Annotated in this window: 11 protein-coding genes; all 11 read left to right on the plus strand. The window is 34.7% G+C overall.

Annotated elements, in window-relative coordinates; genetic code table 11:
* Positions 1–16: 16 nt before the first annotated feature.
* The 11 genes from EG339_RS09970 (at position 17) to map (ending at position 12,919) form a co-directional block, all read left to right on the plus strand.
* Positions 17–1,558: a T9SS type A sorting domain-containing protein gene (locus EG339_RS09970; RefSeq protein WP_123870053.1), complete on the plus strand. Its 1,542-nt coding sequence runs from the start codon at positions 17–19 to the stop codon at positions 1,556–1,558.
* A gap of 13 nt (positions 1,559–1,571) precedes the next feature.
* Positions 1,572–4,841: a hypothetical protein gene (locus tag EG339_RS09975; RefSeq protein ID WP_123870054.1), complete on the plus strand. Its 3,270-nt coding sequence runs from the start codon at positions 1,572–1,574 to the stop codon at positions 4,839–4,841.
* 5 nt (positions 4,842–4,846) lie between these two features.
* The gene (locus EG339_RS09980; protein ID WP_123870055.1) at positions 4,847–5,041 is read left to right on the plus strand and encodes a hypothetical protein; all 195 of its coding nucleotides are present in this window, start codon (positions 4,847–4,849) and stop codon (positions 5,039–5,041) included.
* Positions 4,998–5,960 carry a DUF6443 domain-containing protein gene (locus tag EG339_RS09985; RefSeq protein WP_123870056.1) on the plus strand — a complete coding sequence of 321 codons (963 nt, stop codon included), beginning with the start codon at positions 4,998–5,000 and terminating at the stop codon, positions 5,958–5,960. Before EG339_RS09980 ends, EG339_RS09985 begins: the two co-directional genes overlap by 44 nt.
* A 28-nt stretch (positions 5,961–5,988) precedes the next feature.
* Positions 5,989–8,133 (plus strand): RHS repeat-associated core domain-containing protein, encoded by a 2,145-nt coding sequence (locus tag EG339_RS09990; protein WP_123870057.1) that lies wholly within the window; start codon positions 5,989–5,991, stop codon positions 8,131–8,133.
* Positions 8,078–8,605: a hypothetical protein gene (locus EG339_RS09995; RefSeq protein WP_123870058.1), complete on the plus strand. Its 528-nt coding sequence runs from the start codon at positions 8,078–8,080 to the stop codon at positions 8,603–8,605. Before EG339_RS09990 ends, EG339_RS09995 begins: the two co-directional genes overlap by 56 nt.
* A gap of 349 nt (positions 8,606–8,954) precedes the next feature.
* The gene (locus EG339_RS10000) at positions 8,955–9,380 is read left to right on the plus strand and encodes a hypothetical protein (RefSeq protein WP_123870059.1); all 426 of its coding nucleotides are present in this window, start codon (positions 8,955–8,957) and stop codon (positions 9,378–9,380) included.
* A gap of 140 nt (positions 9,381–9,520) precedes the next feature.
* Entirely contained in the window at positions 9,521–9,790 is a 270-nt protein-coding gene (locus EG339_RS10005; protein ID WP_123870060.1) for a hypothetical protein, read from the plus strand.
* 654 nt (positions 9,791–10,444) lie between these two features.
* Positions 10,445–11,158 (plus strand): RHS repeat-associated core domain-containing protein, encoded by a 714-nt coding sequence (locus EG339_RS24705; RefSeq protein WP_317126904.1) that lies wholly within the window; start codon positions 10,445–10,447, stop codon positions 11,156–11,158.
* 290 nt (positions 11,159–11,448) lie between these two features.
* Positions 11,449–11,922 carry a hypothetical protein gene (locus EG339_RS10015; protein WP_123870062.1) on the plus strand — a complete coding sequence of 158 codons (474 nt, stop codon included), beginning with the start codon at positions 11,449–11,451 and terminating at the stop codon, positions 11,920–11,922.
* A 232-nt stretch (positions 11,923–12,154) separates the two neighbouring features.
* Positions 12,155–12,919 (plus strand): type I methionyl aminopeptidase, encoded by a 765-nt coding sequence (map, locus tag EG339_RS10020; protein WP_123870063.1) that lies wholly within the window; start codon positions 12,155–12,157, stop codon positions 12,917–12,919.
* Positions 12,920–12,953: the final 34 nt, after the last annotated feature.

The raw sequence follows: 12,953 nt of genomic DNA on the forward strand, positions 1-12,953 counted from the left end.
TCAAAAAAACACGGGAATGAAAAAGATTTATCTTAGTGCATGTACTGTATGCACCATCCTTGGGCTCTCTGCCCAGGAAGTTCTGTGGCAGAAAGATATCAGATCCTCTACCCAGGATTTTCTAAGCCAGGTTACCACTACAATCGATCAGCAGTATCTTATTACGGGAAGCTCCATACAGAGCGATAAACTTCAGCAGGGAAGCAAACAGAACAACGGTTACGATTTCCATCTGGTTAAGCTTAATCAGCAGGGAGAAGAAGTCTGGGAAAAGTATTTCTCCGGGAACAATCACGATTATTTATCTTCTACGGTAAGAACCCAGGAGGGTGGATTTCTAATTTCAGGAACCAGCTATTCCGGGAAAGCTTTAGATAAAAAAGAGGAATCCAAAGGCGGTTCAGACATCTGGCTCATCAGAATCAATGAATTCGGGGATGAATTATGGCAGAAAACGTTGGGAACCTCTTCTGATGAAGAAGCCAGAGCAGTAATTCAAAGTACAGATTTAGGCTTTTTTATCGCCGGAAATGTACAGAACTCTTCCAATGGTTATGGTTCAAAAGATGTTTGGATTGTAAGACTTGACAAGGACGGAAAAGAATTATCACAGCTGACTTTAGGCGGAAAAGGCTTAGATGAAGTAGAGAAAATGATTCCTACCCGTGATGGCGGAGCTTTATTAGGTATCTATTCCAGAAGCTCTGTAAGTGGTTCAAAGAAAACTGAAAACTTTGGTGAAGGAGATTACTGGATTATAAAAGTATCTAAAGACAATAAGGTAGAATGGGAAAAGAACTTTGGCGGTAAAGGAGACGACCATGTAAGAACAATGGCTTTAACAGCAAACGGTTATATCATTGGTGGGGAATCCAGGTCTGAAAGATCAGGAAACAAAACGGTAGGTATCCAGGAAGGAACAGACCTTTGGCTGATTGCCCTTAACGAAAGAGGCGATGAACAGTGGCAGAAATCCTACAATTTCAAAAACCGTGATATTCTGATGGGAATGAGCGTGATTCATTCTTCGGATGATACATCCTCAAAAGGAATTTTATTAGGCGGCTATACCCAGGCAGAAGGAAGAATAGAAAAAGATGATGAGACCTTCTGGATGCTATACCTGGATGCAAATGGCAATGAGCAGTGGAGAAAACACGTTGCAGGAGAATCCAGACAGAAAGAAGAAAGGCTTTCAGACTTGAAATTAAACAGGGACGGTTCTATTGTTTTAGCAGGAACCAGTGCGAAGGAGCTGGGAAAAGAAAACTGGAAGATCGTAAAGCTTGGTGACAAACAGGTGAATGATCTGATTGAAAAATATGACATTAAGATCTATCCTAATCCGGTATCAGACTATGCATACGTAGAAATAGGCTATGATTTCAAAGAAGCTGATATTATGCTGTATGATATGAGCGGAAGACAGCTTCAGAACTTTAAAACAAAGAACAGAGTTACTAAGATCAATACCCAAGCTTTAATACAGGGAGCTTATTTAGTGACCATAAAAACAGATAACAATAAAACAGCGAATGCAAAGCTGATTAAGAAATAAAAAAACATTAATCATGAAAAAAATAATACTATTATTACTAGTGGGTGGACTTTGTAAAGCACAGCTTACTATTGGTAATGAACAAACTAAACAGGTTGTTCCTTTACCAGCCAGCGCAGAGTCATATAGCCTCTCAAAAGTGGAGGCAGTACCTATGGATTATTTCCGAGGGAAAGCGAATATCAATATCCAAATTTATACGATAAGCGTTGATGGAATTAGCATCCCTATTTCTCTTGCTTATAATACAGGCGGAATAAAACTAAATGAAGTAGCTACTACTGTAGGATTAGGCTGGTCACTCAGTATTCCCGGAACTATTTCTCATAATGTTGTAGGTTTAGATGATCTGGATGTCCCTTTCTTTAAAAAGAATATAGCTGAATATGGAGCCTATAGCGGGACTATTACAGAATCGTATATGAATAACCAGCTACGGGCTGATCTGGAAAGTATATACAACGGTAATTATGATACCCAAAAAGATATTTTTGATTACAATCTGCCCACTGCATCAGGTTCTTTTTTAATGAAAGAGAATAATCAGACTTTTTTGATTCCCAATGATGATGTGGTTATCACAAGAAATAATGATAAATTTTATGTAAAAGATACGCAGGGTACTGAATATTGGATATCTCCAAGAAATTTAGTATCACCTGGAAGCATAGGAGGCCCTACAGTAGCTCACAAAACATTATATAATCTTGATGAACTTAAAATTAACAATAAATCTGTTCATTTTTATTATAACAAAAATAATAGTTATGAAGAAAGAAATATCAGCCAGGTTGCTAATTTTAAAATATCAACTAAACCAAGCGGGAATTTTCATGATCCGATTCCTCTTCCTAAATATGAAAAAACAGAAACATCCACTTCCTTTTCAGAATCTCTTATCAGTAAAATCAGTTTTGATAATGGGGAAGTTAATTTTTTATATTCCAATGACGCTGATGCAGCATTTGCTGACGGAACATCATTCAGAAAAGATCTAAGTGGTGGACAGGGGATTGCGCTTCGCAGAGTGATCATAACCAATAAAGCAGGTGTTAGCGTAAAAGATATTAGTCTTAATTATAGTTATTTTGAAACAGATAATACAAATAAAACCTATGAAGATTACAGACTTAAACTTCTGAGTGTTCACGATAATTTACAAAATACAGAGTATTCATTTGACTACAACGAACAGTATAAACTTCCCAAACGGAGCAGCAGTAATGATGACTACTGGGGGTATATCAACAGTATTAATAACGGAGAAATAACAAATATACCAAATAAAGTTTACGATTACGAAATTCCTTTAACAGAAATGAACGCTATTTCTACAAGGAATAGGGAGCCTAATGAAGATTATGCTATTTTAGGGACGCTAAAATCCATAAAATATCCTACGGGAGCCAAGAAAAATTTTTACTATGAACTCCCATACAATACAGTAAGAGAATCTCTAGGGGATGCCGATGGATATTTGCCCATAGGAACAGTTAGAACAAGATCTACAGAAGATGGGTATGATAATACTCAGACATTCTCTGTTACATCAGCACATTTACAGCAAATAATAGATCTTGGAATTAATGCTACACCCAAAAAGCTTCAAATAGATTTTTGGAACGCATGTAAAAATGCTAGTAATACAGGTCCTGAGGGGCCAGCAGAAACTGCTTGTTGGGGATTTGCACAAACTGGAAGTAAAACTTTTTCCCAGTATAAACCCAGTACTGTTGATTGGGAAATTCCAGTTGGGCAGGATATTATGTTGAATCTGTATAAAATAGGGATGTGTAACTGTAGTATTTCAGCAAAGATCAGATATTCATATCCTATTTATACTGATAAAATGAAAAAATATGGTGCTCCTCGTATCAAAAAAATTGAAGATATTGACGCTAATAATGTTTCAAACGTTTATGAATATGCCTATGGAAAATATATTAATGGAGTCTTTGTTCCTGATTTCCAGTTGAAACAGAAATATAATTTTTCATCTTTTATTAAAAGACAAATAATAGAAACTGCTGAAGCAGGTGGTGGAACACAGATTGGGTACGCTTTTGAAAGATATTACCGTCTTCACAATTCCAGCCAGGGAAACACCAGTTATGGCAGCTCGGATGTCATTAATTATCCTTCTGTAGTTGAAATTACAGGAAAAGGAAAGATTGTGAGAGAATATGAAATTTCCGGCAGTTCAGACTATGTGTATAACAAATGGAAAGGTGGCAGACTGAAAAGGGAAATTTATCTCAATAATGCTAACGATACTTTAAAAATAGTAAAAAATAGCTATCAGCTTAATACCCTGAAAAACGGTTTATCCGAGTTTACCACAAACAATCCGAAAATAGCTGCTTTTTCTACAGATTTTGATATTACAAAAGGGACTGCCATTGTTATGGATATTCCGGTGGAAATTTTTGTTGTGGATCCTAAAATGTACATGATTGAATCTGCAAAAGTAGAGCATATCGGAACTACAACGAAAGAGTTTTTTGGGGATAAATCTATTGTAACTAAAACATTCAATACCTATTGGGATACTGATATCAATAGGCCCTTCAATGTAAAAAGTACTGAAAATATTTTGCCATCCGGTGAAAGTATAAAAACAGAGTATCAGTATGCTCATCAGACCGGAAACCAATTGCTGATAGATAAAAATATGATTGCTATTCCTTTAGAAACAGAAACAAAGCAGAGTGTTAATGGAGTTGTGAATACATTGTCAAAAAGCAAAACAATTTATCCAATAACCCTTCCAGTTTCTCAAACGGGATACTTAGTACTTCCTACCTCTGTTTTATCATATGATCTTCAAAATCCTGCAGCAGTAGCAAATGAAGTGAAATATGATAAATATGATAGTAAAGGTAACCTTCAGCAGTATACCACTAAAGATGGAGTTTCAACGGTTATCATTTGGGGATATAATGGTACCCAGCCTATTGCCAAGATTGAAAATGCAAAACTGGAGAACATTGGGCAGTCATTCATAGACAGTATTGTGAATGCCTCTAATACAGATGCAGCCGCAGAAAGGAATAATGATGAAACTACTCTGTTAAATGCATTTAAAACTTTTAAAGACAACTTATCAAATTATCAGATCACTACCTACACCTATGATCCATTAATCGGAGTGAGAAGTATTACCCCGCCATCCGGTATCAGAGAAGTTTATCTTTATGATGATGCAGGCAGATTAAAAGAAATCAGAGAGCATAATAATACCGGAAAATTATTAAAAGAATTCAACTACCATTACAAAAACTGAAACCGATGAAAAAAAAACTCATTCCCATAGGGATGCTGCTGATGGGCCATTCCGTCCATGCCCAGGCTACTCCGGGAGAAAATTATATTCAATCCAAGACTTATCTGGATTACAATGGAACAACCCCAACAAAAATCTCAGAAACCGTTCAGTATTTTGACGGATTGGGAAGGCCAAAGCAAGAACGGGGCTATATATAATTCCCCTCTTGGAAATGCCTCATCAGTATATGGCTCTGAAAAGATCTATTCAGAAAAAATATTGGAAAACTCTCCCTTAGACAAGATCCAGCAGCAGATTCAGGTGGGAAATGACTGGGCTAACAAACCCGTGAAATTTCAATATGATGCTAATGTTTGGGAAGACTACGTAAGGAAATATGAAACTACTACTACGTGGGTTGAAGGAAGGACACAAACCTCGGTTCAGCTCCTTCAGTATTTCCAGCCGTCACAGCTCTATAAAAACACCGTCACCGATGAAGACGGCAATAAAACCATAGAATTCAAAAATGGTAAAGGACAGGTTTTATTGGTTAAGAAAGTATTGAATTCCACACAGAATACTGATACATACTATGTTTATAATGAATATGATCAATTAGCATTTGTTATTCCTCCTTTAGCATCAGCCCCCACTGTAGAGACTGGCACTGTAGAAAATTTGTATTATCAGTACCGTTATGATGGAAAAGGCAGACTTGTAGAAAAGAAGCTTCCTGGAAAAGGTTGGGAATATATGGTATATGATAAAGCAGACAAGCTGGTAATGACTCAGGATGCTAATATGAACCCTACTGGGAACTGGCTTTTTACAAAATATGATAAATTTTCGCGTGTAGCTTATACAGGAGTGGCATCCATTGGAGCTTGGTTTAAAAGATATCAAGTTCAGAGCAGTGTAGACTATTATATTGATCATGGACAGCCTGCAACGGAAGAAAGAAAGAGTACAAGTTTTACGCTCAGTGGAATGGAAATATATTATGGTAACACTGCATATCCTTTTGACATAATAAATATTTTATCGGTTAATTATTACGATACCTATCCACAATACAGTTTTAACCCTGCCTTTCCTTCAACCATTCAGGGAGAGCCTGTATGGTGGATACACTAAAACAGAATCCAGGCTGGATTTTGCGGGCGTGGCTCAAAGCGTTATCACCAGGCATAAAAGGCTGGAAACAGATACAGAAAGAGTCATTACAGAAAACTTTGAATATGACCATCAGAACAGGCTGCTTACTCATAAGCATCAGGTAGACAGTAATCCAACAGAAATCCTTACCCAGAATAAGTACAATGAACTTTCCCAGCTGGAAACTAAAAAAGTAGGTGGCTCAGATATTGCTAATCCTTTACAGAGTATAGACTACAGATACAATATCAGAGGCTGGATGACCATGATTAATGACCCTTCGAACCTTAATGGAGATTTATTTGGATATAAAATGAAGTATAACAATCCGGAATCTTCGGCTTCAACAATAGGCAGGTTCAATGGTAACATTGCAGAGATCGACTGGAAAACCTCTACGGATGGTATTTATAGAAGATACAATTATAATTATGATAACTTAAACAGAATGTTTCATGCTGTTTACAGTAAACCAGGTTCAACAGTAGAAATTACAAGCGCTTATAATGAATGGGTGCAATATGATCTTAATGGCAATATTACCCGGTTAGACCGATATGGGCAATCAGATGGTAACAGTCCTATACAGATAGATCAATTGTATTATGCATACAATGGTAATAGACTGGCTTCTGTATCAGATGCATCAGGGAATTTTTCGGGATATCCTACCGGTGGTAATCCTATATCTTATGATGCCAATGGTAATATGACTAATCATTTAGATAAAAATATAACTTCAATAGCGTATAATTTTTTAAATCTTCCTGCTTATGTTACTAAGAATAATAATAAAAGTCCATTTGGCAGTATAAGTTCTTATTTATATAGAACAGATGGTACTAAACTTAAAAAATTATATTCTTATTATAAAAGAGATTCTCAAGGAAATACAAGCCTTGCACAGACTGTTACAGATTATTTAGATGGGTTTCAGTATGTTTTGAATACAACGGGAATAGGATGTCTGGATTGTCCACCACCTTTACCAGATTTACAATTTGTACCCACATCGGAGGGCTATTATGATTTTGTGAAAAATAAGTATATTTACAACTATGTAGATCATTTAGGTAATGTAAGAATGAGTTACGAGAAAGGAACTACAGGAACACAGGTCATTGAAGAAAGCAACTATTATCCTTTTGGGTTAAAACATGAAGGATATAATACTTCGGTTGGAAATCCTTTGTATAACTACAAATATAATGGCAAGGAACTGCAAAAAGAGACTGGGATGTATGATTATGGAGCAAGATTTTACATGCCTGACATTGGAAGATGGGGTGTTATAGATCCTCTTTCGGAGCAATCCAGACGTTGGAGTCCTTTTGCATATGCCTACAATAATCCTATTAGATTTATTGATCCGGATGGAATGCAAGCAGAAGATAAGATTAAAATTTTTAATAATGGTAATATAGAAAGAACAAAAGACAATAATGCCTATGATACTATTACAAACGAAGATGAATCTAAGTCTATAAAAATTGCTCGTACAAATGTGACAGAAAGCAATCCAACAGGAGACTCACAAATAGGAGAAGCTAAAGATATTAATTTTAAAACGCCAGGACACGAAGGCTCAAAAGGAAGTAACATTTATACGTATCTACAAATACAAAATGATGGTGCAGCTAAACAATTTTTTGACTTTGCAGCAGAAAATACTAATGTTGAATTTACTAGGGATACATTTAATTTTGGAGATGGGTTTTCCTCAAATGTTATAACTACTAGCCATGTTACTAATGTAAGTGTTAGTGCATATTTTGCTATTCCCTATGTAAATCTAGCAGGAGGAAATGGTAATCACTTCATTAACCAAACCAAAAGTGTTGATTTTGATCATTCTCATCCGCTAGGAGAAAGTATAGCCCCTGGAGGATTTAATGTTAGATTTGATAAAAATAATAATCCTATTTTTTATAAAATCATTACGGGAGGTTATGTAGATGCTGATGTGTCAAGCAGAAATCCAATATTTAAAACTACCAATGTCTATAGTACTTGGAAATGGCCAACACCAGGAAAAGGATATGTTAACTTTAATGGTTCAACAGCAACATATACAGGTAGTAACAGAAAAATTAATTATGAAAACAAAATTGATATTTATTTTAGGAACTATACTAATTCTATTTTCTTGTAAAGCACAAGATAAAAAGATTGATCCTAAAGTAGTAATGCAAGTTATTGAAAGTTATATTGACTTCAAAAACAAAGAGCACTATGTGGATGCAAATGACAATATATTAATAGTTGGTGCAAATAAAATACAAAAGGAAAATAAATATTGGTTAAACGTATATTTTTTGAATCCAGAATTAATGTCTGGTTTTAAGTATACAAAAGTCTATAAACTTTATAATTATAGGATAATAATTGATGAAGCACTAGATGAAACAATCATGTTAAAAAATGTATTTAAAAATATACAGGAGGTTCATTATGAAAACTTTAATTTAGCTTCTTATTCTTTCTCTTATAATACTAGTATGTGGTTGCTTACTTTCAATTATAAAAATGAAGTTATACAAGTATCGCCTCAAGAAAAAGCTGAGTATATAAAAAATATTTTAGAGAAGAAAGGTGTAAAATTTTCAAAAGATTACCAAAAATAAAATTATACAACAATTATTAGAGACTCGCTTTGAGATGGTCTTTAGTTATAGTAGGTTATAAGAATTATAAGTAAAATGGAAAGGAGCTGCAAGAGACAGGAATGTATGATTATGGAGCAAGAATGTATATGCCAGATTAGGAAAATTTGGAACACAGGATCCATTAAGTGAATTACAGTTTCAATATAGTCCGTACTCTTATGCTTTTAATAACTCTATTAGTTTTATAGATCCTACGGGTATGATTGGAGAAAGGGTTGAAACAGGACCTGGTAATGATAAGAAGACTGAAATTAATCCAAATGAAAGAGGTGGAGCTAATAAACCTATTGAAATTGAATGAGTTGTTGTGACGGGCATTAAAAGGTTTACACAAAAAACAGCTGATGTAATTTCTAAAATAGACATCCAAGAAACATTATCTCTTCTAGCATCAATCAGACCAAATACACCGGAAGAAAATGCTTGGCTTAGAAGTAAATATGGTTATGGTAAAAGCATGTGGGGTGATATAAAAGGTGTAGGAAAACTAATTATGGATGTACCAAGCCTTTTATCTAATTCAATCCAATCAATTGGCGATAGTGAGAATGGTAGAGAAATGATTGCTGCAACTGCAATTTTGCTTATAAACACAAAGAAAGGTAAATTTGGAAAAGTTGTCAGAATGGGAGCAGGAGATGGAAAATTTTTAAAATTGGCAAAAAGTCTTAAATTAAATGCAACTAGTCCAACTTCAAAAAGCATATTAGAAAATGCTGATTTAACTGTATAAGAGTTTATTTCTGCTCATAGACAAGGTGGAATAAAAGAAGTTTTTCCAGAAGAATATTTAGAAAGTACAGTTAAAGAAGCTTTAAAAAGTGGTGATACTACAGTAAGGAAATTATTAACAGATAATAGATTTTTAAAATAATGGACAATAAAGATCAAGAAATAAATAAACTTCTTAGTAAAATAGAAAATGAATCATTACCTAAGTTTAAAATTGTTGACTTTTGGGATGCAGATACGACTGCAATAGGTATCCAAGTAGGAAGTAATTTGATATATGTTTCAACTTTTAATTATGATAAAACCGGTAAATATAATGTGATTATAGAAGAGTATGATACAGGTAAGATTATTAAAGGTGAAAAAGAAAATTCATATACTGAGTTAATCGGAATTATTCAAAATACATAAATGGTTATCTAGATATTTAAATGTCTTATCATACCACATAGAATTATAAGCACAAAGCCTTCACTTTGTTAGGTTTTATAATTTAGATTCTGCTTCTGCAATACCTAACAGCATTAATAACAAGGAATTGATTTTTAAATACAACAATGAAAATTGTAATCAAATTACCAAAATCAATTTGAAAGATAGTATCCTAAACAAATATTTGACAGTGTACAAAAGAGGGTGGAGATATATATAATTTAGAAACTGTTCAAAACTAAAAGAAAAGCCACCGAATTTGATGGCTTTTTCCATTTTTGGTAGTTAAGGAAATGTACAAAATGATAGATCAAGTCGTGGCTATTACAGTTAAATTGTTTGAATGAATTTTTTTAATTTTTCAGGAACTTTAGATTTATTAGATAAGATTTAGAAAATGTTTTCCTCTTTTAGTTGAATTGTCGATTTAGGTCTTGTAATTTTGTCCCGCTCTACGAAGTTTGTAACTTCGCAGCAGATAAGTAAAGAGAGGCTGTCCAAAAAGGACAGTCTCCTGATCTTGAAGAAACTCCAACCTGGAAGCTTGATTTTGTAAATACCTCAGAAGGCTTTTACAGTTTCACCGAAAACCGTTATATTTACCAGTATAAAGATCATTTAGGAAATACCAGGGTGAGTTTTGCAAGAGACAGTGCAGGCGGTCTAGAAGCTACAGATACCAATAACTACTATCCTTTTGGTTTGAATCATATCTCAGGAATGTTTGGAAGTTCAAATTTTGGAGGGTATTATAGTTACAAGTACAATGGGAAGGAACTACAGGAGACCGGAATGAATGATTATGAGGCGAGGATGTACACGCTTGACATTGGAAGATGGGGTGTTATAGATCCGCTGGCGGAACAATACCGAAGATGGTCACCATACAACTATGCTGTTAATAACCCAATAAGATTTATAGACCCGGATGGACGTGGCGTGACAAGTGCTGGAGTAAAGGATAATAAAGATGGGACATACACTGTTGTAAATGCTAAAGATGACGGAAATAATGGAATTTATTTAGCAGATGACAAAGGGGATTATGATATTAATACATCTCAGCATATCGCCAATTCTCTGACTCCACGTTCTTTTATGGGAGATGATAATAAAGCTGTTGAAGGGGCTGTGATAAGTGCTGGTGATTTGAGCGGTAATGATTTTCTTAATGATTTGATGGGTCCTAATGAGCCTAATATTATTAAATATATGGCAAATGGAAAGGGTAATGAACAATACGATTTCAAAACGAATGGTCCTGATGGAGAAGCGGGAGGAACAGACAAGAGACCTGAGGGAATGACCGTAACACAATATACTTATCGAGTGTATTATTTTCAGTAGATACGGGAGATAAAACAGATAATGTCACCGTTATCGCTTCAGCCAGAGATATTGGAAATTTTGGAGCAGGTTATATTGCGGGAAATAACGGCTTAAACTGGGGAACAGCAAGAAGCGGATTTGATGCTCTTCAAAGTGTACAGGATGGAAAATTGTCTACTGAAGGACAGACAACTCAGCAAGCTCAGAGAGTGGGACACAATGTCGGATATAAAAAATATAATGATAGACGTGTTAATACTTATAAATCCCAATCATCAAATCCATTACGTGGTCCTAAATAACATTATATGAAAAGAATATTAAAAGCCTTTATTATATTTGCCACAATTATAGGAATGTTATTTCTTTGGTACGACCAAAGTCGTTCTTTTTTCAAAGCCACCAACGGAGAATCCATTACAATGTGGAAAAGATACGGAGGTACTTGTTATTTGATACCCGGTAAATATTATGGAGTAACTAAACCAAAAGATGGCTATATAGAAACATCTAACCGTAGTTATCTTACTTTATATTATAGTAATAAATTACCGAATTTTATTTTATTACGCAAAGAATCAAACTATGATTATAAAGCTTATAATTCGATAGATAAAAAATATTTTTTTGAAGATTATACATCAAATAAAGAAAGGTACAAACCTATTATTTATAAGGAAAATGCAGAAAAATTTTCCGATGTAAATAAAGATGCTTCTTTTTTAAGCATAAATATATTAGAAGGTTATGCTACAGATGGTACAGGCAAAACCCAGAGATAAATAACAAAGCCAACTCAATTTGAGTTGGCTTTGCTCAAATTTTGAGGGTACTATAGTTGGTGGTCTCCATATGACTATGAGTTCGATAATCCGATGCGCTTTAGAAGGAAAACGATTAGTTTTCAATAATCATTTTCTTAATAAAAGGAAATTTATTCTTTAACTTTGTCTTTTTCAGTAGCTATAGACACTCTATGGTATTGAAATTCATATCCAATCAAAAAATAAAATCATGTCAATTACCAACAATGATCAGTTAATCGGAATGCAAAAAGTGAGTGAAGCAGTTGCTTATACCTTGAGAGAGATGTCGCAATACGCTCAGCCAGGGATGACCACAAAGGAACTCGATGAATACGGAGCTAAAATACTCGCTGACTTCGGCGCAAAGTCAGCCCCTTATCTTACCTATGGATTTCCCGGATGGACCTGCATAAGTGTAGATAATGAATTTTGCCATGGCATTCCTACCGATCAGAGAATTTTGAAGGAAGGTGATCTGATTAATATTGATGTTTCTGCTGAGCTCAATGGATACTGGGCTGATAATGGAGGGTCTTTTGTGATTGGAAAAGATATCCATCAACATCAGAAGCTGGTAGATGCATCTAAAGATATTCTTCAGAAAGCTATTGATAATATAAAAGGAGGTGTCAAAATATCAGATATTGGATTTCTAATGGAAACCGAAGCGAAGAAAAGAGGTTTTAAAGTCATTAAAAACCTCGCCGGACATGGAGTAGGGAGAAGCCTACATGAACAGCCCGATGAATTATTGAATTATAAAAACCGTTTTGATACCAGACGCTTTAAGAAAAACTCAGTAGTAGCTATTGAAACATTCATTTCCACTTCGTCAAACCTTGCTGTAGAACTAAAAGACGGCTGGACGATGGTTGGAAACAAAGGCGGCTATATGGCACAACACGAACATACCATTTTAATTACCGAGGGAAAACCAATCATTCTGACTCAAGCGAATGAGATCCTGAATTAATAGCTCATCCTTTTACTAAAAATTGATCTTCATT

Origin of the sequence: Chryseobacterium bernardetii (assembly GCF_003815975.1) — a bacterium.
GTDB classification, from domain to species: domain Bacteria; phylum Bacteroidota; class Bacteroidia; order Flavobacteriales; family Weeksellaceae; genus Chryseobacterium; species Chryseobacterium bernardetii.

Excerpts from the sequence above, each read along its gene's own strand:
- EG339_RS09970 (WP_123870053.1), top strand. The coding sequence starts at position 17 with ATGAAAAAGATTTATCTTAGTGCATGTACTGTATGCACCATCCTTGGG.
- EG339_RS09975 (WP_123870054.1), top strand. The coding sequence starts at position 1,572 with ATGAAAAAAATAATACTATTATTACTAGTGGGTGGACTTTGTAAAGCA.
- EG339_RS09980 (WP_123870055.1), top strand. The coding sequence starts at position 4,847 with ATGAAAAAAAAACTCATTCCCATAGGGATGCTGCTGATGGGCCATTCC.
- EG339_RS09995 (WP_123870058.1), top strand. The coding sequence starts at position 8,078 with ATGAAAACAAAATTGATATTTATTTTAGGAACTATACTAATTCTATTT.
- EG339_RS10005 (WP_123870060.1), top strand. The coding sequence starts at position 9,521 with ATGGACAATAAAGATCAAGAAATAAATAAACTTCTTAGTAAAATAGAA.
- EG339_RS10015 (WP_123870062.1), top strand. The coding sequence starts at position 11,449 with ATGAAAAGAATATTAAAAGCCTTTATTATATTTGCCACAATTATAGGA.
- map (WP_123870063.1), top strand. The coding sequence starts at position 12,155 with ATGTCAATTACCAACAATGATCAGTTAATCGGAATGCAAAAAGTGAGT.